Annotated in this window: 23 protein-coding genes and 2 pseudogenes; 15 read left to right on the top strand and 10 right to left on the bottom strand. The window is 62.3% G+C overall.

The window, feature by feature from the left end; all coding sequences use genetic code 11:
- Positions 1-276 precede the first annotated feature (276 nt).
- Entirely contained in the window at positions 277-1,728 is a 1,452-nt protein-coding gene (gene pyk / locus ABIE20_RS05005) for a pyruvate kinase (protein WP_429503307.1), read from the bottom strand.
- Positions 1,729-1,958: 230 nt separating this feature from the next.
- On the opposite strand from pyk, the gene ABIE20_RS05000 reads away from it, so the two are divergent.
- The 3 genes from ABIE20_RS05000 to sbcB all read left to right on the top strand — a co-directional run bounded on the left by ABIE20_RS05000 (position 1,959) and on the right by sbcB (position 4,322).
- Entirely contained in the window at positions 1,959-2,345 is a 387-nt protein-coding gene (locus ABIE20_RS05000) for a tetratricopeptide repeat protein (protein ID WP_429503305.1), read from the top strand.
- Between the two features lie 125 nt (positions 2,346-2,470).
- Positions 2,471-2,830 (top strand): PilZ domain-containing protein, encoded by a 360-nt coding sequence (locus ABIE20_RS04995; protein ID WP_429503303.1) that lies wholly within the window; start codon positions 2,471-2,473, stop codon positions 2,828-2,830.
- A 61-nt stretch (positions 2,831-2,891) separates the two neighbouring features.
- Entirely contained in the window at positions 2,892-4,322 is a 1,431-nt protein-coding gene (gene sbcB, locus ABIE20_RS04990; protein WP_429503301.1) for an exodeoxyribonuclease I, read from the top strand.
- A 74-nt stretch (positions 4,323-4,396) separates the two neighbouring features.
- Here sbcB and mvaT read toward each other — a convergent pair whose 3' ends face one another.
- Positions 4,397-4,774: a histone-like nucleoid-structuring protein MvaT gene (gene mvaT / locus ABIE20_RS04985; protein WP_429503299.1), complete on the bottom strand. Its 378-nt coding sequence runs from the start codon at positions 4,772-4,774 to the stop codon at positions 4,397-4,399.
- Positions 4,775-5,087: 313 nt separating this feature from the next.
- On the opposite strand from mvaT, the gene purU reads away from it, so the two are divergent.
- The gene (gene purU, locus ABIE20_RS04980) at positions 5,088-5,939 is read left to right on the top strand and encodes a formyltetrahydrofolate deformylase (protein ID WP_429503297.1); all 852 of its coding nucleotides are present in this window, start codon (positions 5,088-5,090) and stop codon (positions 5,937-5,939) included.
- 23 nt (positions 5,940-5,962) lie between these two features.
- Positions 5,963-6,136, top strand: coding sequence for a hypothetical protein (locus ABIE20_RS04975; protein ID WP_429503296.1), 174 nt, complete (start codon positions 5,963-5,965; stop codon positions 6,134-6,136).
- Here the strand turns inward: ABIE20_RS04975 and ABIE20_RS04970 are convergent.
- From ABIE20_RS04970 to ABIE20_RS04950, 5 genes and pseudogenes are all read right to left on the bottom strand, one after another.
- Complete coding sequence (locus ABIE20_RS04970; RefSeq protein ID WP_429503294.1) at positions 6,111-7,115, bottom strand: lysylphosphatidylglycerol synthase transmembrane domain-containing protein; 1,005 nt, start codon at positions 7,113-7,115, stop codon at positions 6,111-6,113. The two genes, ABIE20_RS04975 and ABIE20_RS04970, sit on opposite strands and share 26 nt — an antisense overlap.
- Positions 7,112-7,873, bottom strand: a complete 762-nt coding sequence (locus tag ABIE20_RS04965) for a DUF2334 domain-containing protein (protein ID WP_429503292.1) — start codon at positions 7,871-7,873, stop codon at positions 7,112-7,114. Before ABIE20_RS04965 ends, ABIE20_RS04970 begins: the two co-directional genes overlap by 4 nt.
- Positions 7,866-8,987, bottom strand: a complete 1,122-nt coding sequence (locus ABIE20_RS04960; protein WP_429503291.1) for a glycosyltransferase family 4 protein — start codon at positions 8,985-8,987, stop codon at positions 7,866-7,868. The genes ABIE20_RS04965 and ABIE20_RS04960 overlap by 8 nt, the downstream gene beginning before the upstream one ends.
- 202 nt (positions 8,988-9,189) lie before the next feature.
- Positions 9,190-9,786 (bottom strand): annotated as a pseudogene (locus ABIE20_RS04955) (methyl-accepting chemotaxis protein); the annotation flags it as partial.
- A 261-nt stretch (positions 9,787-10,047) separates the two neighbouring features.
- Positions 10,048-10,926: pseudogene (locus ABIE20_RS04950) on the bottom strand (HAMP domain-containing protein); the annotation flags it as partial.
- Between the two features lie 313 nt (positions 10,927-11,239).
- On the opposite strand from ABIE20_RS04950, the gene ABIE20_RS04945 reads away from it, so the two are divergent.
- Complete coding sequence (locus ABIE20_RS04945) at positions 11,240-12,718, top strand: helicase HerA-like domain-containing protein (RefSeq protein WP_429503289.1); 1,479 nt, start codon at positions 11,240-11,242, stop codon at positions 12,716-12,718.
- Positions 12,719-12,773: 55 nt separating this feature from the next.
- Here ABIE20_RS04945 and ABIE20_RS04940 read toward each other — a convergent pair whose 3' ends face one another.
- Complete coding sequence (locus ABIE20_RS04940; RefSeq protein WP_429503287.1) at positions 12,774-14,246, bottom strand: inorganic phosphate transporter; 1,473 nt, start codon at positions 14,244-14,246, stop codon at positions 12,774-12,776.
- 341 nt (positions 14,247-14,587) lie between these two features.
- Entirely contained in the window at positions 14,588-14,788 is a 201-nt protein-coding gene (locus ABIE20_RS04935) for a hypothetical protein (protein ID WP_038998948.1), read from the bottom strand.
- Between the two features lie 606 nt (positions 14,789-15,394).
- Between ABIE20_RS04935 and pcaR the strand changes: the two genes are divergently transcribed.
- From pcaR to pcaC, 9 genes are all read left to right on the top strand, one after another.
- Positions 15,395-16,270 carry a pca regulon transcriptional regulator PcaR gene (gene pcaR / locus ABIE20_RS04930; RefSeq protein WP_174242307.1) on the top strand — a complete coding sequence of 292 codons (876 nt, stop codon included), beginning with the start codon at positions 15,395-15,397 and terminating at the stop codon, positions 16,268-16,270.
- A gap of 277 nt (positions 16,271-16,547) precedes the next feature.
- On the top strand, positions 16,548-17,894 hold the full coding sequence (locus ABIE20_RS04925) for an MFS transporter (RefSeq protein WP_123567356.1): 1,347 nt from the start codon (positions 16,548-16,550) through the stop codon (positions 17,892-17,894).
- A 167-nt stretch (positions 17,895-18,061) separates the two neighbouring features.
- Positions 18,062-18,919 (top strand): CoA transferase subunit A, encoded by an 858-nt coding sequence (locus tag ABIE20_RS04920; RefSeq protein WP_429503284.1) that lies wholly within the window; start codon positions 18,062-18,064, stop codon positions 18,917-18,919.
- The gene (locus ABIE20_RS04915) at positions 18,916-19,695 is read left to right on the top strand and encodes a CoA-transferase subunit beta (protein ID WP_429503282.1); all 780 of its coding nucleotides are present in this window, start codon (positions 18,916-18,918) and stop codon (positions 19,693-19,695) included. Before ABIE20_RS04920 ends, ABIE20_RS04915 begins: the two co-directional genes overlap by 4 nt.
- The gene (gene pcaF, locus ABIE20_RS04910; protein ID WP_429503684.1) at positions 19,692-20,897 is read left to right on the top strand and encodes a 3-oxoadipyl-CoA thiolase; all 1,206 of its coding nucleotides are present in this window, start codon (positions 19,692-19,694) and stop codon (positions 20,895-20,897) included. The genes ABIE20_RS04915 and pcaF overlap by 4 nt, the downstream gene beginning before the upstream one ends.
- Before the next feature lie 120 nt (positions 20,898-21,017).
- Positions 21,018-22,307 (top strand): MFS family transporter, encoded by a 1,290-nt coding sequence (locus tag ABIE20_RS04905; protein WP_429503280.1) that lies wholly within the window; start codon positions 21,018-21,020, stop codon positions 22,305-22,307.
- 19 nt (positions 22,308-22,326) lie between these two features.
- On the top strand, positions 22,327-23,691 hold the full coding sequence (locus ABIE20_RS04900) for a 3-carboxy-cis,cis-muconate cycloisomerase (protein WP_429503278.1): 1,365 nt from the start codon (positions 22,327-22,329) through the stop codon (positions 23,689-23,691).
- A gap of 11 nt (positions 23,692-23,702) precedes the next feature.
- Positions 23,703-24,500, top strand: coding sequence for a 3-oxoadipate enol-lactonase (gene pcaD, locus ABIE20_RS04895; protein ID WP_429503276.1), 798 nt, complete (start codon positions 23,703-23,705; stop codon positions 24,498-24,500).
- Positions 24,501-24,502: 2 nt separating this feature from the next.
- On the top strand, positions 24,503-24,895 hold the full coding sequence (pcaC, locus tag ABIE20_RS04890; protein WP_429503274.1) for a 4-carboxymuconolactone decarboxylase: 393 nt from the start codon (positions 24,503-24,505) through the stop codon (positions 24,893-24,895).
- A gap of 80 nt (positions 24,896-24,975) precedes the next feature.
- On the opposite strand, the gene ABIE20_RS04885 is transcribed toward pcaC, so the two are convergent.
- Positions 24,976-25,500, bottom strand: a complete 525-nt coding sequence (locus tag ABIE20_RS04885) for a DUF962 domain-containing protein (RefSeq protein WP_429503272.1) — start codon at positions 25,498-25,500, stop codon at positions 24,976-24,978.
- Positions 25,501-25,585: the final 85 nt, after the last annotated feature.

Here is a 25,585-nt window from a genome sequence, read left to right as displayed (position 1 = left end):
CAATCCCGGGGTCTATGATCTTTGGGTTGGGTTGTTGCGGTTACGGCTGCGGGCTTATCCATTTGATGTGGGGCTGCTGCTGGCCCCTTCCGCCCTTACGGCGGGTCCATACACCAAGAGAAAAGTAGGCCGCCGTAAAGGCGGAAGGGGCCAGCAGCAGCCCCACACTGAATGGATAAACTCACAGCCTCAACAACCCAACCCTGAATTCCGTGAAGAGCCAAAAAAAAGCCCCGCAGCACAGGCTGCAGGGCTTTGTTCAGCAAGGCCCAAGCATCAGACCAGCGAATCACCGACGTGCAGGATCTTCATGCCGTTGGTGCCGCCGATGGTGTGGTAGCTGTCGCCTTTGGTCAGGATCGCCCAGTCACCTGGCTCGACTGCGCCGCGCTGCAGCAACTCGTCGACGGCTGCCTGGCTGACTTTCTCGGCCGGCAGGGCTGCCGGGTCGAACGCCACCGGGTACACGCCACGGAACATCGCGGCGCGGGCCAGGGTGGCGCGGTGCGGCGAGAACGCGTAGATCGGTACCGAAGAGCGCAGGCGCGACATGATCAGCGGGGTGTAGCCACTTTCGGTGAGGGCGATGATCGCCTTGACGCCGGGGAAGTGGTTGGCGGTGTACATGGCCGCCAGGGCGATGCTTTCGTCGCAGCGCTCGAAGCGGGTGTGCAGGCGGTGGCTGGACTTCTGGCTGGTCGGGTGCTTTTCCGCGCCCAGGCAGATGCGCGCCATGGCCTGTACCGCTTCGATCGGGTAGGCACCAGCAGCACTTTCGGCCGAGAGCATCACCGCGTCGGTGTTGTCCAGCACGGCGTTGGCCACGTCGGACACTTCTGCACGGGTCGGCATCGGGTTCTGGATCATCGACTCCATCATCTGGGTCGCAACGATCACCGCCTTGTTGTTGCGGCGGGCGTGCTGGATGATCTTCTTCTGGATCGCGATCAGCTCGGCATCGCCGATTTCCACGCCCAGGTCGCCACGGGCAACCATCACCGCGTCACTGGCGGCGATCAGGCCGTCGAGGGTTTCGTCATCGGCGACCGCTTCGGCGCGCTCGATCTTGGCCACCAGCCAGGCGCTGCCGCCGGCTTCGTCGCGCAGGCGACGGGCGTATTCCATGTCGGAGGCATCGCGCGGGAAGGAAACGGCCAGGTAGTCCAGGTCCATTTCGGCTGCCAGCTTGATGTCGGCCTTGTCTTTTTCGGTCAGCGCCGGAGCCGTCAGGCCGCCGCCGCGACGGTTGATGCCTTTGTGGTCGGACAGCGGGCCGCCGATCAGCACTTCGCAGTGCAGGGCGTCGGCAGTGGCGCTGGTTACGCGCATGACCACGCGGCCGTCGTCGAGCAGCAGTTCGTCACCGACGCCGCAATCCTTGACCAGGTCCGGATAGTCGATGCCGACGATATCCTGGGTGCCTTCGGTCAGCGGATGGGCGGTGGAGAAGGTGAAGCGGTCACCGACCTTGAGTTCGATACGCTTGTTGCTGAACTTGGCGATACGGATCTTCGGCCCTTGCAGGTCACCGAGCAGCGCCACGTGGCGGCCCAGGCGGGCAGCGATTTCGCGGATCAGGCGCGCGCGAGCCTTGTGCTCGTCAGGCGTGCCGTGGGAGAAGTTCAGGCGAGCGACATCCAGGCCGGCAAGGATCAGTTGCTCGATCACTTCCGGCGAGTTGCTGGCGGGGCCAAGGGTGGCGACGATTTTGGTACGGCGGATGGTCATGCACAGACTCCTATAGTGAAGCGCAGCGAAAGGCTACTCCGGAAAATCGCTGTAGTCATTGTTCCTTTGCACTACCTGCCGGTTAGCGCGGGTGGCGTTTGAACGGCTATAGGGCCCGAGCGCCGCTGGTGTGGGAGCGGGCTTGACCCGCGATGAGGCCAGTGCAGCCAGCCATGTCTACAGATTTTCCGCACAAAGCCGATACACTGCTCAATACAGGAGATCCCCCCATGCGAGCCTTGATCGTTTTAGCCCTGGCCACCAGCGTCGTCGGTTGCACCCGCTGGTCGATGGACCATCATTTGAACAACGCCTACCGCGCCTATGACCGGGGCAATTGCGAGAAGGTCATGCTCGAGCTGTCCCAGGTCGACCGCACAAGCCGCGCCCGACCGTTCATCCAGCCGGAGGTGTCGCTGCTGCGTGGCCAGTGCCTGGAACGGCAGAAGCTGTTCGTCGATGCGGCGCAGACCTACCAGTTCATTCTCCAGCGCTACCCGCAGAGCGAATACGCCTTCCGCGCCCGTGCACGGCTGCAGACCCTCGAGCAACTCGGCCATTACCGTACCGGTGAAGCGGCGATTGCCCGTCCGGCAACCAGCACGCCTTGGCGTTAATACTAAAGTCAGCAGGTCTGATTGTGACGCGCGGGTCAGGGTGCGCTAATCTTGTTGCTGAGATGAATGAAAACAGCAGCCCTAGCGCGGCCCTGCTAAAAGGGTCTTCGACAGCGATCCCGACCATGTTTGACGAGCGCCGCATCGAGCGTCACCAGCTCCCTTATTTTCTCAAAGTCTTCAACCGCTTCACCGACCAGCCCATCGGCTATCTGGGAAATGTGTCCGAAGACGGCCTGATGCTGATCAGCCAGCTGCCGATGCTGGTCGGCCCGGATTTCGAGTTGCAACTCAAAGTCCCTGGCCGCGACGGCACCGTGCACCCGATCAACCTCACCGCCAGCTGCCTGTGGAGCCATGAAGACCAGACGCCCGGGCATTACGACTCGGGCTTCATGCTGCTGCAGGCGCCACGCGAGTACGAGCAACTGGTGCGCGCCCTGCGCAACTATTTCAGCTTCCATCCGTTGAACGCTTCAGCCTGACGCTGGCCGTGACGGGCTCCTGGCCCTAGACTCTGGGCGATCTTCTGTTCAGGACGACCCCGTGAGCTCCAGCATTTTCTGGCACGACTACGAAACCACCGGCATCAACCCGCGCAACGACCGGCCCTTGCAGGTCGCCGGGGTGCGCACTGATCTTGACCTCAACGAGATCGAGGCGCCGATCAACTTCTATTGCCAGCCCAGCGCCGACATCCTGCCGCACCCCAAGGCTTGTCTGGTCACTGGCATCACCCCGCAGCAACTGGCTAGCAAGGGTTTGAGCGAAGCCGAGTTCATGACCCGGGTACATGCCGAACTGGCCCGCCCGGGCACCTGTGGTGCGGGCTACAACAGCTTGCGTTTCGACGATGAAGTCACCCGTTACAGCCTGTACCGCAACTTCTTTGATCCGTACGCCCGCGAGTGGCAGGGTGGCAACAGCCGCTGGGACCTGATCGACGTCGTGCGCACCGCCTATGCCCTGCGCCCCGACGGGATCGAATGGCCGCAACAGGACGGGCGCACCAGTTTGCGCCTGGAGTTGCTCACCGCCGCCAACGGCATCGACCATGGCCAGGCGCATGAAGCGTTGTCTGATGTGCGCGCCACCATTGCACTTGCGCGATTGATCCGACAGAAACAGCCCAAGCTTTATGACTGGTTGTTTCAACTGCGCAGCAAGCAGAAAGTCCTCGATCAGATTCGATTATTACAACCGCTGGTGCATATTTCCGGGCGCTTCTCTGCGGCACGCAATTATCTGGGCGTGGTATTACCCCTGGCCTGGCACCCGCGTAATCGCAATGCCTTGATTGTCTGTGATTTGCACCTGGATGCTCAGCCCTTGATTGATGAGGATGCTGATTCGCTGCGTCAGCGTTTATACACACGGCGTGAGGAAATGCCTGACGGACAATTGCCGGTGCCGCTAAAACTAATCCATATCAATCGCTGCCCGGTGGTCGCACCCTTGAGTGTATTGCGCAGCGAAGATCAGCAGCGTTTGCAACTGGATATGGCTGTTTATCAGGCGCGCGCCGCGAGCCTGATTGCTGCCGCCGGACAATGGCAGGATAAATTACCGCTGATCTACAGCGCCGAGGAGTTTGCCCCCAGTGAAGACCCGGAGCAGCAGTTGTATGACGGTTTTCTGGGTGACCGTGATCGTCGTTTGTGCGAACAAGTGCGCAGTGTCGATCCGCAGCAATTGGGCCAGGGACAGTGGATGTTCGATGATGAACGTTTGCCGGAACTGTTGTTTCGCTATCGCGCACGCAATTTCAGCGAAACCTTGAATGCCGAAGAACGCCAGCGCTGGCAAGCCTTCTGCCAGCAACGCCTGAGCGATCCGCTGATGGGCGCACCCAATACCCTCGGTGATTTCGAACGAGCCCTGCAGGACTGTTGGCTTCAAGCCGATGCAGAGCAACAGCTGTTGCTCGGCCAGTGGCGTAGCCATGTGCAGGCGCTTAAGTTGCAACTGGGAATGTAAGCAAACGTTGAAAATAAAAAACGCCAGCAAGGCTGGCGTTTTTAGCGAGTAACACAAGGTTACCGGCGGGCTTATTAACCCAGCAGGGTTGCCCAGCCTTCAACCACGTCGCCACCCCATTTGGCTTTCCATTCTTTCAGGGTCTTGTGGTTGCCGCCTTTGGTTTCGATGACTTCACCGTTGTGCGGGTTTTTGTATTGCTTGACCTTGCGCGCACGTTTGGTGCCAGTGGTTTTAACCGCGCCACGAGGGGCTTTGTTCAGTTTGGCTTCTGGATCCAGCAGCGCAATGATGTCACGCAGGGACTTCGAATATTCGCCCATCAGTGCACGCAGTTTGCCTTCGAATTCCAGCTCGGTTTGCAGCTTGTCGTCTTTCGACAGGTTCTGCAAACGCGCTTGCAGTTCTTTGATGGCTTCTTCGGTAGCGCGATATTCGTTGATCAGGGACATGAGGCGTTCCTTGGAAATGAAGGGTTCAGAGATACAGTGCGGCAATAATAATCAGACAGTCCTCCCAAGTAAACATTAAAGCGGGCTATTAGCTCAATGAATTGTTAAACACCTCGATAGAATAGGTTAAGAAAAATTTACAAACTAAGACGTTTTTCCAATAGTTAACTTAGTCGCCAGCCCGGCGCGGGCGCCGGCTGTGCCCTGGACGCGTCCACCCAGGCAGGCGACAGGGCGCGCGCAATGAGTACTGCAGTTTTGCCGGGCACTCGCTAGAATGTGCGCCTTTGCGAAAGTTTCTGGAGTCCACTTCATGCGCACCTACCGGCTGGTGATTGCCTGCCCCGACCGCGTTGGCATCGTCGCCAAAGTCAGTAATTTCCTGGCGTCCTATAACGGCTGGATCAACGAAGCCAACCACCACTCCGATGAGCAGAGCGGTTGGTTCTTCATGCGCCACGAAATCCGCGCCGACACCCTGCCGTTCGGCATCGAGGAATTCCGTGAGGCCTTCGCACCGATTGCCGAAGAGTTTTCGATGGTCTGGCGCATCACCGATACCGACCAGAAAAAGCGTGTGGTACTGATGGCCAGCCGCGAGTCCCACTGCCTGGCCGACCTGCTGCACCGCTGGCACGCCAAAGAACTCGATTGCGACATTCCCTGCGTGATTTCCAATCACAACGACCTGCGCAGCATGGTCGAGTGGCACGGCATCCCGTTCTTCCACGTACCGGTCGATCCGCAGAACAAGCAGCCGGCCTTTGCCGAAGTGTCGCGCCTGGTCAAGGAACACGGTGCCGACGTGGTGGTGCTGGCGCGCTACATGCAGATTCTGCCGCCGCAGCTTTGCCAGGAATACGCCCAGCAGGTGATCAACATCCACCACAGCTTCCTGCCTTCGTTCGTCGGTGCCAAGCCTTACCATCAGGCCTCGCTGCGTGGGGTCAAGCTGATTGGCGCAACCTGCCACTACGTCACCGAAGAACTCGATGCCGGCCCGATCATCGAGCAGGACGTGGTTCGCGTCAGCCATAGCGACAGTATCGAAGACATGGTGCGTTTCGGCCGTGACGTCGAGAAGATGGTCCTGGCCCGCGGCCTGCGTTATCACCTGGAAGACCGCGTGCTGGTGCACGGCAACAAGACTGTGGTGTTCAACTAAGCCTCAGTGCCGGAGGTTGCCCGATGGCCGATCCACTCGACAAGGCTACCTCCAAGGCCCCGCCGACCCTCGGCGAGGGCTGCCTGAGCCGCTACGACCCGGATGCGCTGAACAGCGACGACGGCACCGATTTCCCCGGTGCCGCCGAGCTCTGGGAACAGCTCAAACCGGTTAGCGACGAATCCGCGCCTGACTGAGCCGTAAGCGCGCCAGTAGTGGCCGGCCCAACAGGCAGAGAAACACCGGGCCACCGGCGACCAGGTAGAAGTAGTAGGTCACCACCCGCCAGATCAGGATTGCCGCCGCCGCTGTGGAAGTTCCCACCAGGGGCGAAAGCAATGCGGCCGAAGTCATTTCGGCGGCGCCCGCACCGCCCGGCAGCAGGCTGAACTGACCGGCGCTGAGCGACAGCATCTGCACCAGAAAGCTCGGTATCCACTGCAGATTGACCCCGAGCCCGCGCAACGCCAGGTACAGCACGCTGTAGCGCAAACCCCAATGTACGCACGTCAGGGCGAACACCAGGGCCAGGGTGCGTTTGGGCAGGCGCCAGGTGTCGCCGAAGGCGTGAAAGAAGTGCAGCAGCTTGCGCGTCCAGCGCCGACGCCGGCGGGCCGACACCTTGAGGCTGCGCAGCAGCCGGCCATTGAGGCGCAGCAGCGCGCGGCGATAGCGCATCAGCCCGAGCACGGCGCCGAACGCTGCAAACATCAGCAGTGCGCTGCCGAGCAGCATGCCTTCCAGGCTGCGGTTGAGACTGTGGAACAGTGCGTAGCCGGCGATCCCCAGCATGGCGCAGAAAAAGAACAGCAAATCGTTGAGCTGGTCGGCAGCAAACACCGCGCTGCTGCGCGCAGGCCCGATGCGATCGCGTGCGAGCAGGGCCATCAACGCCAGCGGGCCGCCACTACCGCCCGGGGTGGTGCAGATGGCGAACTCGGTGGCCATGATCACCCCCAGGCTGCGCAAGCGGCCCAGCGCCGCGCCCTGGCTGCCGAGCAACAGGCGCAGGCGCATGGCGTTGATGATCCAGCAGACCACAATCATGGCGAACAGGCCGAGCAGCAGGTGCGGGGCAAAGCCTCTCAAGCGTGGCAGCAGCTCGCTACCGCCGAGCAGGGCCGGCACCAGCACCGCCACGATCAGCGCCAGCATTAGCCACAGCAGGCGGTTCACCGGGGGGACCTGCTGGCCAGCCAGGCGGACTTGGTCATGGGCTCGCGGCCCTGGCGCAGCAGGCGCTTGACCGTCTGCAGCCAGTAGCGGCGAGAAAAACCATGGCGCATGTCCACCGGGTGCAAGCCCAGGCGGATCACCGGCGCTTGGCGCAGGCGCGCTTCCCGTACGTCGCACAACACTTTCGACAAGCCGCGGCGCCAACTGCTGCGGGCGCTCCAGACCAGGCCGGGGGCTGCGATCGGGCTGAAGTCGGGCAACCGGAAGATGTGCTGTGGATCGCTGGTGTAACGCAGCGGGAGCTGGCGCAGGGCCTGGCGGGTGCCGTCGCTCATTAGCCAGGCCGGGGCGACGAAGCCCGCCAGTGGCCAGTCATAGCGGCGGAACAGTTCGATGCCGGCTTCAAGGCGTTGTCGCGCCTGTGCCTGGTCGAGGCTGTAGAACTCGCCTTCCCAGGTGTAGATGCGGCGCATGAAGTAGTCCCGCGGCGAGCGCGGCGACGGGCTGTCATCAGCATGAAAGTAGCCATGCAGGGCCATTTCGTCGCCACGTTGCAGGCGCCGGTCAAGCATCAGGCGAAATCCGGGGGCCTGCTCCAGGGCATTGCGCTTGTGAAAGTCCGGCACCACCAGCCAGGTCATGGGAATGTTGCCCAGGGCGTCGATGGCTTCGACGAAGGGCTGGTAATCCGGCCAGGTTTCCGGCGCGACATCATGCAGCACCAGCAACATGCTCGGGCGATTGGCAGGCTCAGGCATGGGCGCGTACCGGCATCGGGTGGCCGAGCACTGCCCGGTAATGTTCCAGCAGGCCATTGACCACAGTGTCCCAGGCGTAGTGCTGCTCTACATGGGCACGGGCCTGCTGGCCCATTTGCCGGGCACCGGCCTCGAACACTTCCTTGACCGTGCGGGCCATGGCCTGGCCATCGTTGGGTGTGCACAGGCGCCCGCACTGGTCGTTGACGATTTCGGTGAAGGCCCCGGCGGCCACGGCAATGACCGGGATGGCGCTGGCCATGGCTTCGAGAATGACCAGGCCGAAGGTTTCCTGGTCACCGGCGTGCAGCAGGGCATCGGCGCTGGCCAGCAGTCGGGCGACTTCGGTGGCCGGGCAGAAGTGATCGATGACGCTGACATTGGCCGGTACATTGGCCGGCATGTGCGAGCCGACCAGCAGCAGATGGTAATGCTTGCCCAGGCGTTTCATGCAGTCGAGCAGCACCGGCAGGTTCTTCTCCCGCGAGCCGCGCCCGGCGAACACCAGCAGGCGCGTGGTATCGGCGATGCCCAGTTCACGGCGCAAGGACAGGTCGCGGTGTTGCGGGTTGAAGGTCGTCAGGTCGACCCCCAGGCGCTGCACGTGGACATTGTCGATACCCAGCCCGCGCAGCTTGTCAGCCATCACCTGGCTCGGCGCCAGCACCCGGTCGAAGTTTCCATAGAGCTTGCTGACGTAGGCTTCGACGTTGGGCGTGAACCAGTTGCCCATGCGGTTACTCACCAGCAACGGCAAGTCGGAGTGGTAGAAGCCGATTACCGGCACGTCCAGCTGGCGCCTGGCATCCAGCGCCGCCCAGGCGGTCAGGTAGGGGTCGCCGACCTCAATCAGGTCCGGCTGCAGATCGTGCAGGACATTGCGCCAAGGCGCCAGGCGCAGGGGGAAGCGATAGCCGTTGCCGAACGGCAGGGCCGGGGCCGGCACCTTGTAGATGCCGTTGTCGTGGCTGGCGCTGGCGCCGGGGATCAACAGGCTGTGACGGACGCCGGGAGTAAGGCCCAGGCGGCGATGTTTGGCATCAAGATAGGTACGCACGCCGCCACTGGCAGGCGCGTAGAACATGGTGATGTCAGCGATGTGCACGATCAGCATCCCTCCGAGATCGTCTCCAGAGTGTGTCACCAGGCGGCTTTTCGCCGCTGGAGACGCGCCCTAAGGTTGACCTCTATGAAGGATAGTTTGTTCGATTGGGTTCGGTAGCGGCTAGCGGCAAGCTACAAGCTGCAAGAAAAAGCAGAGCGCACATGGCACTGCCTCTTCTTGCCGCTTCAAGCTTGCCGCTTGCAGCTCAAGTTCAAATACGGAAGCTGCCCACCAGTTGTTTCAGGCGGCTGGCCTGCTGTTCCAGGTCGGCGCAGGCGCGCAGGGTGGACTGCAGGTTCTCGACCCCTTCCTGGTTGAGCATGTTGATTTCGTTGATGTCCATGTTGATCGAATCGACCACGGCGGTCTGTTCCTCGGTGGCGGTGGCCACCGACTGGTTCATGCCGTCGATCTCGCCGATGCGCAGGGTCACGCTGCCCAGGCGCTCGCCAGCCTGGTTGGCGATCTCGACGCTGTCCTGGCTGTGGCGCTGGCTCTGGCCCATGGTGTCGACCGACTCGCGGGCACCTACCTGCAGCTCTTCGATCATGTTCTGCACCTGTTGCGCCGACTCCTGGGTGCGGTGCGCCAGGTTGCGTACTTCATCGGCGACCACGGCAAAACCGCGCCCGGCTTCACCGGCCCGTGCCGCCTCGATAGCGGCGTTGAGCGCCAGCAGGTTGGTTTGCTGCGAGATGCTGGTGATCACTTCGAGGATCTGGCCGATGTTCACCGTTTTGCTGTTGAGCGTTTCGATGTGGGCGCTGGAGGTGCAGATCAGATCCGACAGACGGTTCATCGCCTGAATACTGCGATCGACCACCTGCTGGCCTTCTTCGGCCAGGTGGCGTGCCGAGCTTGCCTGTTGCGAGGCTTGCGCGGCGTTGTGGGCGATTTCCTGGGCGGCGGCGCCCAACTGGTTGATTGCCGCGGCGACGCTATTGGTGCGGTTGGACTGCTCGTCGGAGTTGAGCATCGACGAGTTGGAAGCGCTGACCACCCGCAGGGCCACTTCGTTGACCTGCTCGGTGGCCGAGGACACTTCGCGGATCGAACCATGGATACGCTCGACGAAGCGGTTGAAGGCGGTGCCGAGGATGCCGAATTCGTCGTGGTTGTGGATCGCCAGGCGCTTGGTCAGGTCGCCTTCGCCTTCGGCGATGTCTTCCATGGCCCGGGTCATGGTGTGCAGCGGTTGCATCAGCACGCGGATCAGCAGGCCGAGCAGGGCAATGATGATGACCACGGCGACCAGAGTGGCAATCACCGCCGAGGTGCGGAACTTGCTCAACATCGAGTAGGCCTCGTCCTTGTCTACCGACAGGCCGATGTACCAGTTGGCTGAAGGCAGGCCCTTGACCGGTGCGAAGCTGAGGATCCGGGTCTTGCCGTCGAGCTCGACCTCGCTCGGTTCCTTGCTGATGCGCGGGGTGTTCTGCGGGAACAGGTCCGACAGCGACTTCATCACCAGGTTCTTGTCCGGGTGCACGAGGATCTTGCCCTGATCGTTGATCAGGAAGGCGTAGCCCATGCCACCGAAGTTCAGCGAGTTGATGATCTCGGTGAGACCGTCGAGCGCCAGGTCGCCACCGACCACGCCGACGTTGCGCGCAGCGGTTGCCACCACTGAAATGACCATCTTGCCGGTGCTGACATCAATATAAGGTTCGGTCAGGATCGGCCCGTTGGCCGCCATGCCGTCCTTGTACCAGGGGCGTACGCGCGGGTCGTAGCCGTCGGGCATCTTGGTCTGCGGGCGAATGGTGAAACCGCCGTTGACGTCACCCAGGTAGATAGTCAGAAAACTTGAGACCAGGGCCTGTTGGCCGAGCAGCGTGCCGATCTTGTCAGCCTCGGGAAACGCGGCAATGTTTTGTGCAACGTTTTGTACCAGCAGAATACGACCGTCAAACAGGTTCTTGATATTGGTCGAAGTGGTTTCGCCCATTTCCTCAAGATAGTTTTCCAGATCCTCGCGAATGGCATTACGCTGCAAGAAATCGTTGTACAAGGTAAACAAGGTAAAGGCGATCATGACGATCAGCGAGGCGGCCAATAGGATCTTGTGGCTGAATCGGAGGCTTTTGTTCATAACGTGTCGGTCCGCTAAGGTCTTGTTATCCGGGTCGTTCGCACAAAGAACAGCGTGAAAGCAGTGCAGGTCCCAATTCCTTGTCGGGCAATTCCTGTCTTCCTGGTGGTCTGTCGCTATTTAATATCGGCCGTTTCAAGCCAAAGCTTTAAACAGAGGGTGAAAAAACATGCCTGACTCTTCGCAATTCGTGCTCGGTGCCGACCTTGCCGGGCAGCCGGTCGCCCAGGCCATGCGCCTGGCCAACCGTCACGGCCTGGTGGCCGGGGCGACCGGTACCGGCAAGACCGTGACCCTGCAACACATGGCCGAAGCCTTCAGTGACGCCGGCGTGGCGGTATTTGCTGCCGATGTCAAAGGCGACCTGTGTGGCCTGGGCGCGGTGGGCAATCCCCAGGGCAAGGTGGCCGAGCGCATTGCCGGCATGCCCTGGCTGAACCATCGGCCTCAGGCTTATCCGGTAAGCTTGTGGGATATCCACGGCCAGTCCGGTCATCCACTGCGTACAACACTCAGCGAAATGGGCCCGTTGCTGCTGGGCAATTTACTGGAGCTGACCGACAGCCAGCAGGCGGCGCTGTATGCCGCGTTCAAGGTCGCCGACCGCGAAGGTTTGTTGCTGCTCGATATCAAGGACCTCAAGGCGCTGCTGGCGCATTTGAAGGACAACCCGCAACTGCTCGGTGAAGACAGTGCGCTGATGACCACCGGCTCCAGCCAGGCACTGTTGCGGCGTCTGGCCACCCTTGAGCAGCAGGGCGCCGAGGCGTTGTTCGGCGAGCCCGCTTTGCAACTGGAAGATATCCTGCAACCGGATGCCGATGGCCGCGGGCGCATTCACCTGCTCGATGCCAGCCGCCTGGTGCATGAGGCACCGAAGGTCTATGCGACTTTCCTGCTGTGGCTGCTGGCCGAGCTGTTCGAGCAATTGCCCGAGCGTGGCGATGCCGACAAGCCGTTGCTGGCGCTGTTCTTTGACGAGGCCCACCTGCTGTTCAACGGTACTCCCAAGGCTTTGCAGGACCGTCTGGAGCAGGTGGTACGGCTGATCCGTTCCAAGGGCGTCGGCGTGTACTTCGTCACCCAGTCGCCGGGCGACCTGCCGGATGATGTCCTGGCGCAGTTGGGCCTGCGCGTCCAGCACGGCCTGCGGGCATTCACCGCCAAGGAGCAGAAATCCCTCAAGGCCGTGGCCGATGGGTTCCGCCCCAACCCGGAATTTGACACCTTGAGCGTGCTCACCGAGCTGGGCATCGGTGAGGCGCTGGTCGGTACCCTGCAGGAAAAGGGCACGCCGGGCATGGTCCAGCGTGTGCTGATTGCCCCACCGCAGTCGCGCATCGGGCCGCTGAGCGCCGCCGAACGGGCTGCGCTGATTGCCGCTTCACCCTTGGTCGGGCGTTATGACAAACCGATCGACCGTGAGTCGGCCTATGAAATGCTCAGCGCCCGTAAAGGCGGCGGCGCCGAGCCCGAGCAGGCGCCGGCCGCGGCTGAAGAGAGCTTGGCCGACAAGGCCGGCGAGTTCTTGCAGAGCGCAGCAGGGCAAGCGATCAAGTCGGCGGTGCGCCAGGCGGCCAACCAGTTCGGGCGCCAGTTGGTGCGCGGCCTGATGGGCTCGTTGCTCGGCGGCAGCAAGCGCCGCTGATTGTATCAGGCATAAAAAAGGCGCCCTTCGGGGCGCCTTTTTACTGCGAGGTGCTTTAGCCGATGGCTTTGGTCGCCAGCCAGAACAAGGCTGCCGACAAGCCCACGGTAGCCGGAAGGGTCAGTACCCAGGCCAGCAGGATGGTGCGCACGGTGCCGCCTTGCAGGCCGCTCTTGTTCGCTACCATGGTACCGGCCACACCCGAGGACAGTACGTGGGTGGTCGATACCGGCAGGCTGAAGATGTTGGCCATGCCGATGGCGCAGGCTGCGGTGATCTGCGCCGACATGCCCTGAGCGTAGGTCATGCCCTGCTTGCCGATCTTCTCGCCGATGGTCAGTACCACGCGCTTCCAGCCGACCATGGTGCCCAGGCCCAGGGCCAGGGCGACCGCGAGAATCACCCAGAACGGGGCGTACTCGGTAGTGGCAGTGAGGTCTTTACGCAGTTTTTCCAGGTCCGCCTTCTCGCGTGCCTGCAGGCCTGGCAGCTTGCCGACCTTCTTGGCGGTGTCGTCCAGGCAGAGCAGGTAACGACGTACTTCAATGCGTTTTTCCGGCGTCAGCGACCGGTAGTCGGCCACGCCTTTAAGCGAATCAAGCAAGGCATTGATGGTCGGTTCGGTCTGCTGCGGGTTGCAGCTGAACTGTTCTGGCAGGTCGCCTTCTTTGGCTTTGCCCAGGGCCAGGAATTCGCCCAGGGTCGCTTCGTTGCGCTGATAGAACTGGTTCAGGTGCAGGGTGGCGTCGCGGGTCCGCTCGATCTGGTAGGTGGTGCTGTTCAGGTCGAGAACGAACGCGGACGGAACGATACCGATCAGCACCAGCATGATCAGGCCGATACCTTTCTGACCGTCGTTGGAGCCGTGCACGAAGCTTACGCCCATGGCTGAAATTACCAGGACCAGGCGGTTCCAGAATGGCGGGTGCTTCTTGTCGTCGAGTTTGCGGCGCTGTTCCGGCGTCTTGTGCATCTTCGACAGCGGCCGCCACCATTTCAGGCCCAGCAGTACCAGCGCGGCGACAGCGAAGCCGGCCATTGGCGACAGCACCAGCGACATGCCGATGTCGATTGCCTTCTGCCAGTTGACCCCGTCACCCAGCGGAATGTCGCTGATCAGGGCGTTGGCCAGGCCCACGCCGAGGATCGAGCCGATCAGCGTGTGCGAGCTGGACGCCGGAATCCCGAAGTACCAGGTACCCAGGTTCCAGGTGATGGCGGCAGCCAATAGAGAGAAGACCATCGCCAGGCCGTGGCCGGTGTTCACATTGATCAGCAGTTCGACCGGCAGCAGGTGAACGATGGCATACGCCACGCCGACACCACCGAGCAGAACCCCGAGGAAGTTGAACACGCCGGAGAAGAACACGGCCAGGTGCGGCGGCATGGCTTTGGTATAGATGACTGTAGCTACCGCGTTAGCGGTGTCATGAAAGCCATTGATGAACTCGAAGGCGAGTACGAAGGTCAGAGCGAGCAGCAAGCTCACCAGTACCCAGGCATCAAGTCCGCTGAATAAATCGATCATGAAGGAATTCTGACCCGGTCATAAGGGGGCGCGATTATGCCAGAAATCCCCGGTAATCGATGCCCCTGCTGCTGACCACTCGACGCCTTTTCTACCCCGGTTTCCGAACCCTTGAGTTGGCGATGCGTCGCTTATCGTCGGCTAAAATGCAAAAAAATCGAGAAAAATTAAGCGTTTGCGCAATTTGTTGCCTGCCAGAAAGAAATCAAACGACCGTATGAAATTTGTGAAAATCCATTACCGCATGCGGGTAACCGCGCAAAAATCGGCTGCATTGGCTGCCGCTAAAAGCACCCTGGCACGCCGTTGAACGGCGTGTTCCCGCCGCCACTAACAGCGGGTCAGGGCGCCTGGTCCTTGAGTTCTTTCTCGATTTTTTCCAGTTCCTGGGCGAAGGCCTGGTCAAGGACGCTTGCGCGTTTGCGCCAGGGCTTGCGCTCCGGGTCGGGTTGCGCGGCATAAGTGGTCACTTCACCGCCATAGACTTCCTTGTAACGTTGTTCCTGGCGCTCTAGTTCTGCGCGCAGTTCATCTTTGGTCACAGTATTACCTGTATGGATATAAACCCTGGCGTTTACGCGGGCAATTGAGTGCGCGGGGCGCAACATGCACACGGCTACGCTGCCAGAGCGGCATAACTGTCGCAGCAACAGTAGGTTGTGGTGGTGCAAGCGAATGTGAACATCAAGGTATTCACGTGAAGGGCACTTGCAGCGATCCGGTTGTCTCTGCCTGGGCAGACGCGGATTGGATCCGCACTATCCCTGCCCGAAGGCATGGATACGAAGTTTTATTATAGCAAGCAGATTGTCTGACACTAGTACTCTCTATTGTTGAGAAGAACAATAGAGCGGCGGTTTTGTTACCAAGTTATGAATGTGGTCAGACCGCCGAGTATGAAATTCGAACCGGGCGCAAAGAAAAAGTTCTCCGGTCACACACCCCGCGTTGTACGGAGGAAGGAAAAACGGCCTCGCTTCGTGGGCAAGGCCGTGCCTGGGACTTCTACGGTGGGTACCTGACCAGTCTCTCCAAGAAGCCACATGGTGGCGGGAGAAAGGTATAAGCAATTGAGGGTAGCGGTCAATTGCGATTATCGGTCGATGGTTCGATAATCGCCCCCAGTGACCGTGTTGCCGAGGCTAGCCATGACAGAAGAAACCACGCCCAAGGGGCCAGGATTGAACGACAACGTGCGTAGCTCGTTTGCGTCCCTGGCACCGCCCATCGTTGCCTCGCCGGCCAAGCGTATCCAGGCCTTTACCGGTGACCCCGATTTCATGACCTCGCTGGCGCGGGGCCTGGCGGTGGTGCAGGCGTTCCAGGAACGCAAGCGCCACCTGACCATCGCCCAGATCAGCCACCGCACGGAAATCCCCCGTGCGGCGGTACGCCGGTGCCTGCATACCCTGATCAAGCTGGGCTATGCCACCACCGACGGGCGCACCTACTCGCTGTTGCCAAAGGTGCTGACCCTGGGCCACGCCTACCTGTCGTCGACGCCGCTGGCGGTATCGGCGCAGCCCTACCTGGACCGCATGAGCGATCAGTTGCACGAGGCCTGCAACATGGCCACCCTGGAAGGCGACGACATTCTCTACATCGCCCGTTCGGCCACCGTGCAGCGCCTGATTTCGGTCGACCTGTCGGTCGGCGGGCGCCTGCCGGCCTATTGCACTTCCATGGGCCGCATCCTGCTGGCGGCATTGGACGACGCGACCCTGCACGAATACCTCGAGCACGCTGACCTGCAGGCCAAGACCAGCCGCACCATTCACGACCCGGTGGCCTTGCTCGAATGCTTGCAACTGGTTCGTCAGCAGGGCTGGTGCGTGGTCGATCAGGAGCTCGAGCAAGGCTTGCGCTCGATCGCCGTACCGGTCTACGACGCCTCCGGCCAGGTGCTGGCGGCGCTCAATGTCAGTACCCATGCCGGGCGGGTCAGCCGCACCGAGCTTGAGCAGCGCTTCCTGCCGATCATGCTCGCCGCCAGCCGCGACCTCAGCGCCCAACTGTTCGCCTGAACGTTCCTGTTCGATAAACGCACAGAGATGCGTTTATCGAATTGCGCCGCGCCCGCCTGCTTATTAATGTCCCTCGCAGCGGTCAGCCTGCCCTGACCGCCCATAATAATGAGCGAGAGGCAAACGCCCCATGACCGACTTCCTGTCCCCGCACGGCTTGCACCTGTCCTACGCTGGACTGCGCGGCAGCTGATCCAGCTTTCCGAACCTGTACCTGTTCGCCTGTGCCGTTCATGCGCGCACCCGCACACTCGTGCGCTTCTTCTGGATAAAAATAATGAATAGTCCTCAAGCTGCTGTCGGAAACTGCCTTGATGTGCAGTCCTTTATCAATAGCCAACCACTGTCGCGCTACCAATGGCGGGTGGTGATCCTGTGCTTTCTGATCGTCTTCCTCGACGGCCTCGACACCGCCGCCATGGGTTTTATCGCCCCGGCCCTGTCCCAGGACTGGGGTATTGACCGGGCCAGCCTGGGCCCGGTGATGAGTGCCGCGTTGATCGGCATGGTCTTCGGTGCGCTGGGGTCCGGGCCACTGGCCGACCGTTTCGGGCGCAAGGTGGTGCTGGTAGGGGCGGTGCTGCTGTTCGGCGCGTTCAGCCTGGCGTCGGCCTACAGCACCAACGTCGACCAGTTGCTGGTGCTGCGCTTTCTCACCGGGCTGGGCCTGGGTGCCGGCATGCCCAATGCCACCACGCTGCTGTCCGAATACACCCCGGAGCGACACAAGTCGCTGCTGGTGACCAGCATGTTCTGCGGTTTCAACCTGGGCATGGCCGGTGGTGGCTTCATTTCCGCCAAGCTGATCCCGGCGTTCGGCTGGCACAGCCTGCTGCTGATCGGCGGCGTGCTGCCACTGGTGCTGGCGGTGGTGCTGGTGTTCTGGCTGCCGGAGTCGGCGCGTTACCTGGTGGTGCGCAACCGCGGCACCGACAAGGTGCGCAAGACCCTGGCGCCGATCGAGCCGGCCATCGTTGGCCAGGCATCGAGCTTCAGCGTACCGGAGCAAAAGACGGTCAAAGCCCGCAACGTGTTTGCGGTGATCTTCTCCGGGACCTACAGCGTCGGCACCCTGTTGCTGTGGCTGACCTATTTCATGGGCCTGGTGATCGTCTACCTGCTGACCAGCTGGCTGCCAACCCTGATGCGCGACAGTGGCGCGAGCATGGAGCAGGCCGCCTTCATCGGCGCGCTGTTCCAGTTTGGCGGGGTGCTCAGCGCCGTGGCAGTGGGCTGGGCCATGGACCGTTACAACCCGCACAAGGTCATCGGCACCTTCTACCTGCTGGCCGGGGTGTTTGCTTACGCGGTAGGGCAGAGCCTGGGCAACATCACCATTCTCGCGACCCTGGTGCTGATTGCCGGCATGTGCGTCAACGGTGCGCAGTCGGCAATGCCGTCGCTGGCGGCACGCTTCTACCCGACCCAGGGGCGCGCCACCGGGGTGTCGTGGATGCTCGGTATCGGCCGTTTCGGGGCGATTCTCGGAGCCTGGATGGGCGCAACCCTGTTGGGCCTGGGCTGGAATTTCGAGCAGGTGCTGACGGCGCTGGTGATCCCGGCGGCACTGGCTACCACGGCGGTGATTATCAAGGGCATGGTCAGCCACGCAGATGCGACCTGAAAGCCCTCGAAAGTGTTGTTAGCAAGACAACAATCAGTTCGATAATCGAACGGTTAGTCGATTATCGGATTGAACCACCCCCAAGCTCATCTTAATCTGAACCCATGAACGGCGCCGCCAAAGGCGCCATGAAACCGACCCCGACTCAGCATATCCAGGAGTCTGCAATGGCTGAAATCCTCTCGCTCCACGACGCCGTGAAGCAGTTCGTCAACGACGGCGACAGCGTCGCCCTCGAAGGCTTCACGCACTTGATTCCGACTGCCGCCGGGCATGAAATCATTCGTCAGGGCAAGAAAGATCTGACCCTGGTACGCATGACCCCAGACCTGATCTACGATCAGCTGATCGGCGCCGGCTGCGCCCGCAAGCTGATCTTCTCCTGGGGCGGCAATCCCGGGGTCGGCTCACTTCATCGCCTGCGCGACGCTGTCGAAAAACAGTGGCCGCAGGCAATCGAGATCGAAGAACACAGCCACGCCGACCTGGCCAATGCCTATGTTGCCGGCGCTTCGGGTCTGCCGTTCGCGGTGTTGCGTGCCTACGCAGGTTCCGATCTGCCGAAGGTCAACCCGCTGATCAAGAGCGTGACCTGCCCATTCACCGGTGAAGTTCTCGCCGCCGTGCCTTCGGTACGCCCGGACGTCACCGTGATCCACGCACAAAAGGCCGACCGCAAGGGCAACGTGTTGCTCTGGGGCATTCTCGGCGTGCAGAAGGAAGCGGCCCTGGCCGCCAAGCGCTGCATCGTCACCGTCGAAGAGATCGTCGACGACCTTCAAGCGCCGATGAACGCCTGCGTGCTGCCGACCTGGGCGCTGTCTGCAGTGTGTCTGGTACCGGGCGGTGCGCATCCGTCCTACGCCCATGGTTACTACGAGCGGGACAACCGTTTCTACCAGGCCTGGGACCCGATTGCCCGCAGCCGCGAAAGCTTCACAGCGTGGATCGACCAGTACATTCGCGGCACCGCCGATTTCACTGAATTCAAGGCAAAACTGGCCAGCGCGGAGGCTGCACAATGAGCTACTCCACCAATGAAATGATGACCGTTGCCGCGGCCCGTCGCCTGCGCAATGGCGCCGTCTGCTTCGTCGGCATCGGCCTGCCGTCCAAGGCCGCCAACCTGGCGCGGCTGACTTCGTCGCCCGATGTCGTACTGATTTACGAGTCCGGGCCGATCGGCGCCAAGCCAAGCGTGCTACCGCTGTCGATCGGTGACGGCGAGCTGGCGGAAACCGCCGACACCGTGGTGCCGACCGGCGAGATCTTCCGCTACTGGCTGCAGGGCGGGCGCATCGATGTGGGCTTTCTCGGCGCGGCCCAGGTCGACCGCTTCGGCAACATCAATACCACTGTGGTCGGTGACTATCACCAGCCCAAAGTGCGCCTGCCGGGTGCCGGTGGTGCGCCGGAGATCGCAGGTTCTGCCAAGCAGGTGCTGATCATCCTCAAGCAGTCGAACCGTGCCTTTGTCGACAAGCTCGATTTCATCACCTCGGTCGGCCACGGCGAAGGCGGCGATTCGCGCAAGCGCCTGGGCCTGCCGGGCGAAGGGCCGGTAGGGATCATCACTGACCTGTGCATCATGGAGCCGGAAGCCGGGACGCATGAGTTCGTGGTGACTTCAATCCACCCGGGCGTGACCCGCGAGCAGATCATTGCCGCCACCGGCTGGGCCCTCCGTTTTGCCGACGACGTGCAAACCACCGTTGCACCGAGTGATGTCGAGCTCAACGCCCTGCGTGACCTCGAAGCGCGCACCGCGGCCGCCCACGGCCAAGCGCCAGGAGAAGCCTGATGCGTGAGGTATTTATCTGCGATGCCATTCGCACCCCCATTGGCCGCTTCGGCGGCGCCCTGGCCGGTGTGCGCGCCGACGACCTGGCGGCAGTGCCGCTCAAGGCGTTGATCGAGCGAAACCCGCAGGTGCAGTGGGATCAGCTCGACGAAGTGTTCCTCGGCTGCGCTAACCAGGCCGGAGAAGACAACCGCAACGTCGCGCGCATGGCCCTGTTGTTGGCCGGCCTGCCGGACAGCGTGCCGGGGGTGACCCTCAACCGCCTCTGCGCTTCGGGCATGGACGCGGTGGGCACGGCCTTTCGCGCCATCGCCAGCGGCGAGATGGAGCTGGCGATTGCTGGCGGCGTCGAGTCGATGTCCCGTGCTCCGTTCGTCATGGGCAAGGCCGACAACGCCTACTCGCGCAACATGAAGCTGGAAGACACCACCATCGGCTGGCGCTTCATCAACCCGCTGATGAAGACCCAGTATGGCGTCGATGCCATGCCGCAGACCGCCGACAACGTTGCCGACGCTTACCAGGTCTCGCGTGCTGACCAGGACGCCTTTGCCCTGCGTAGCCAGCAGCGCACGGCCGCCGCCCAGGCTGCGGGCTTCTTTGCCGAAGAAATCGTGCCGGTGCGCATCGCCCATAAAAAGGGCGAGACCATTGTCGAGCACGACGAGCACCCGCGCGCCGATACCACCCTCGAGGCCCTGGCCCGGCTCAAGCCGGTCAACGGCGCGGACAAGACCGTCACCGCCGGCAATGCCTCAGGCGTCAACGATGGTGCTGCGGCGTTGATCCTGGCCTCGGCAGAGGCGGTGAAAAAACACGGCCTGACCCCGCGGGCGCGGGTGCTGGGCATGGCCAGTGCCGGCGTTGCGCCACAGGTAATGGGCATCGGCCCGGTGCCGGCGGTACGCAAACTGACCGAGCGCCTGGGCTTGGCGGTTGCTGATTTTGATGTCATCGAACTCAACGAAGCCTTTGCCAGCCAGGGCCTGGCCGTGCTGCGCGAACTCGGCCTGGCCGACGATGCGCCGCAGGTCAATCCTAACGGCGGCGCTATCGCCCTTGGCCATCCGCTGGGCATGAGCGGCGCGCGTTTGATCCTCACCGCCATGCACCACCTGGAGAAATCCGGCGGGCGCAAAGGCCTGGCGACCATGTGTGTCGGCGTCGGCCAGGGCCTGGCCCTGGCCATCGAGCGGGTGTAAACCAATGACCCCGGTTGCGCAGCCTCCACGCAAGGCTGCACGGCCGGGGTGATTGTTCTGTGGAACGTGAGTGTTACTGAGTGTGTCTAGACTCTCAGAACCCACCAAGAGTAAGCAGCCATGACTTCAGCCTATTACACCGGTGAGGAGCGTAGTAAACGCATCTTTGCCATTGTCGGTGCGTCCTCGGGTAACCTGGTCGAATGGTTCGACTTTTACGTCTATGCCTTCTGCGCCATCTATTTTGCGCCGGCCTTTTTCCCCTCCGACGATCCGACGGTGCAGTTGCTCAACACCGCCGGGGTGTTCGCCGCCGGCTTTCTGATGCGGCCGATTGGCGGCTGGCTGTTCGGCCGCGTCGCCGACCGTCACGGGCGCAAGAATTCGATGATGATCTCGGTGCTGATGATGTGCGCCGGATCGCTGGTCATCGCCTGCCTGCCCACCTATGCCTCGATCGGCGCCTGGGCACCGGCGCTGCTGTTGCTGGCGCGGTTGTTCCAGGGCCTGTCGGTGGGCGGCGAGTACGGCACCACTGCCACCTACATGAGTGAAGTGGCCCTGCGCGGCCAGCGCGGCTTCTTTGCCTCGTTCCAGTACGTGACCCTGATCGGCGGGCAGTTGCTGGCGGTGCTGGTGGTAGTGATTCTTCAGCAGTTGCTCAGTGAAGACGAACTGCGCGCCTGGGGCTGGCGCATTCCGTTTGTGGTCGGCGCCATTGCCGCGGTGATCTCGTTGTTTCTGCGCCGCTCGCTTGAAGAAACCAGCAGCGCCGAAACCCGCAACGACAAGGACGCCGGCAGCATCGCCGGGCTGTTCCGCAACCACAAGGCGGCGTTCATCACCGTGCTCGGCTACACCGCCGGCGGCTCGCTGATCTTCTACACCTTCACCACCTACATGCAGAAGTACCTGGTCAACACCGCCGGTATGAGCGCTAAGACCGCAAGCTTCATCATGACCGGCGCATTGTTTTTGTACATGTGCATGCAGCCGTTGTTCGGCATGCTCTCGGACCGCATTGGCCGGCGTAATTCGATGTTGCTGTTCGGCGCCCTGGGTACGCTGTTCACCGTGCCGATCCTGCTGGCGCTGAAAACCGTCACCAGCCCGTTCCTGGCCTTCGTACTGATTACCCTGGCGCTGTGCATCGTCAGCTTCTACACCTCGATCAGCGGCCTGGTCAAAGCCGAGATGTTCCCGCCGCAGGTACGCGCCCTGGGCGTCGGCCTGGCGTATGCGGTGGCCAACGCGCTGTTCGGCGGCTCGGCCGAGTACGTCGCCTTGGGGCTGAAGTCCATGGGCATGGAAAACACCTTTTACTGGTACGTTACGGCGATGATGGCAATTGCCTTCCTGTTCAGCCTGCGCTTGCCGAAGCAGGCTGCGTACCTGCACCACGACCATTGACCTGTTCAAGGACCTGCCAATGAACCCGCGTCCGGGCAATCAGCTGTTCGATGCCTATTTCACCGCGCAGGGGATGCGCGAGATCTTCTCCGACCGTGGCCGGGTACAGGGCATGCTTGATTTCGAAGCAGCCCTGGCCCGTGTCGAAGCGGCCACCGGGGTGATCCCCCAGGTGGCGGTGGCAGCGATCGAAACCGCCTGCCATGCCGAGCGCTATGACTTTGCCGCGCTGGCCGAGGCGATTGCCGTGGCCGGCAACTCGGCGATCCCGCTGGTCAAGGCGCTGGGCAAGGTGATTGCCAGTGGCGTACCGGAGGCCGAGCGTTATGTGCACCTGGGCGCCACCAGCCAGGATGCCATGGACACCGGCCTGGTGTTGCAACTGCGGGCGGCGCTGGCATTGATCGAAACGGATCTGGCGCGGCTGACGGATGCCCTGGCCCGCCAGGCCCAGACCTACGCAGAGACGCCCTTGGCCGGTCGCACCTGGCTGCAACATGCCACGCCAGTCACCCTGGGCATGAAGATCGCCGGCTGGCTCGGCGCCTTGAATCGCCACCGCCAGCGCCTGCAAGAGCTCAAGCCGCGGCTGCTGACCCTGCAGTTTGGCGGCGCCTCCGGGACTCTGGCGGCGTTGGGCGACAAGGCATTGCCGGTGGCTGAGGCCTTGGCCGCAGAGCTTAAACTCATACTGCCTGAACAACCCTGGCACACCCAGCGCGACCGCCTGGTGGAGTTTGCTTCGGTGCTTGGCATGATTGCCGGCAGCCTTGGCAAGCTCGGCCGTGACGTCAGCCTGCTGATGCAGACCGAAGCGGCCGAGGTGTTCGAACCCTCGGCGCCGGGCAAGGGCGGTTCCTCAACCATGCCGCACAAGCGCAACCCGGTCGGCGCTGCGGTGCTGATTGGCGCCGCTACCCGTGTGCCGGGCCTGCTGGCCACGCTGTATGCCGCCATGCCTCAGGAGCACGAGCGCAGCCTGGGCCTGTGGCATGCCGAGTGGGAAACCCTGCCGGAGATCTGCTGCCTGGTTTCCGGGGCGCTGCGCCAGGCACAGATCATCGCCGATGGCCTGGAAGTGGACGCCGAGCGCATGCGCCGCAACCTCGACCTGACCCAGGGCCTGGTGCTGGCGGAAGCGGTGAGTATCGTCCTGGCCCAGCGCCTTGGCCGTGACCATGCCCACCATCTGCTGGAGACTTGCTGCAAGCGGGCAGTGGCCGAGCATCGCCACCTGCGCGACGTATTGGGCGACGATCCGCAGGTCAGTGCCGAACTTTCGCCAGACGCGCTCGATCGCCTGCTCGACCCAGCTCACTATCTCGGCCAGGCCCGTGCCTGGGTCGAGCGGGCGCTGGCTGAACATCACCGCGTCAATGCCTGAAGGAGGCTGCAGTGGCACAGGTACAACTCGCCGATGGCGTACTCAATTATCAACTCGAAGGCCCGGAACACCTGCCGGTGCTGGTGCTGTCCAACTCCCTGGGGACCGATCTGCACATGTGGGACACCCAGGTCCCGGCCCTGACCGCGCATTTTCGCGTATTGCGCTACGACACCCGCGGCCATGGCGGCTCGCTGGTGACCGCAGGGCCGTATAGCATCGAGCAACTGGGCCAGGATGTGCTGGCCCTGCTCGATGCCTTGCACATCGAACAGGCGCATTTCTGCGGCCTGTCCATGGGCGGGCTGATCGGCCAGTGGCTGGGGATCAATGCCGGTCACCGGCTCAAGCGCCTGGTTGTGTGCAACACCGCGGCCAAGATCGGCGCGCCGGACACCTGGAACCCGCGTATCGAGATGGTCCTGCGCGATCAACAGGCGGCAATGGTCGGCCTGCGCGATGCCTCGATCGAGCGCTGGTTCACCACGGCCTATGCCGCGGGCAACCCGGAACAGGCCAAGCGGATTACCGACATGCTCGCCGCTACCTCGCCTGAGGGTTATGCGGCTAACTGCGGGGCGGTGCGCGATGCTGATTTTCGTGAGCAACTGGGCCAGATCAAGGTGCCGCTGCTGGTGATCTCCGGCAGCCACGACGCGGTGACGCCGCCGGCGGGTGGGCGCTTCATCCAGGAGAATGTGGCGGGCGCCCAGTACGCCGAATTCCACGCGGCGCACCTGTCCAACGTCGAAGTCGGTGCGCCGTTCAGCCGCCGGGTGATTGATTTTCTGCTGGGCCGAGAGGGCTGACCATGGACGAGAAACAACGTTATGACGCCGGCATGCAGGTGCGCCGCGCGGTGCTCGGCGATGCTCATGTCGACCGCAGCCTGAGCAACCTGACCGAGTTCAACAGCGAGTTCCAGGAAATGATCACCCGCCACGCCTGGGGTGACATCTGGACCCGCCCGGGCCTGCCGCGGCACACCCGCAGCCTGATTACCATTGCCATGCTGATCGGCATGAACCGCAACGAGGAGCTGAAACTGCACCTGCGCGCCGCGGCCAACAATGGCGTGACCCGTGAAGAGATCAAGGAAGTGCTGATGCAGAGCGCGATCTATTGTGGGATCCCGGCGGCCAACGCCACTTTCCACCTGGCCGAGTCGGTGTGGGATGAGTTGGGGGTTGAGTCCAGGGGCTGACCCTCAGGGCCTCATCGCTGACAAGCCAGCCATACCTGTGGGAGCTGGCTTGCCAGCGATGGGCTGCAAAGCAGCCCCGCTCAGACCGCCGCCTTCTTCTGCCGAACCGCCACCGGCCCGACAGTGTCTTCAATGGCTTTTTTCAGCTCCAGGCGCATGCCCAGCAAAAAGCCCAACTCCACCACCACAAACAACGGCCCGATGATCAAGCCCATCAGATCATCGACAAACGCCGGCTTGCGCCCTTCATAGTGGTGGCCGACAAACTGGATCACCCAGCCGATCACGAACAGCGCCAGCCCGGCACTCAGCCAGACCAGGGTGCTTTGCAGCGCCAGCGCCTGCCCGGCCCACAGGCACAAGCCCAGCAACAACGCCATCAGCAGGCCCAGGCGTTGGTCCAGGCGCAGGTAGAACCAGCCGGTAACCAGCGCCACCAGCAGTGCCGGCGAGACCCAGACGCCAGCCAGCCCAACGCCCGGACGTGACAACAGAACCGTCACCGCCAGCACGATCAGCGGAATGCCGATAAAGTGGGTAACGATGTTGCGCGGGTCGCGGTGGTAGGCGGCGTATTGACTCAGGTGTTCGACCAGGTTTTTCATTGTTGTTCCTCCTGTAGGTGACGTGAGCATGTCCTACAGATATCCACCTGTCTGTCGGCTAGCCGACAGAGTTCAGCTTCGAGGC

Origin of the sequence: Pseudomonas sp. 2835, assembly GCF_050435905.1 — a bacterium.
Taxonomy (GTDB): domain Bacteria; phylum Pseudomonadota; class Gammaproteobacteria; order Pseudomonadales; family Pseudomonadaceae; genus Aquipseudomonas.
This window is presented reverse-complemented; position numbering and strand designations above follow the sequence as displayed.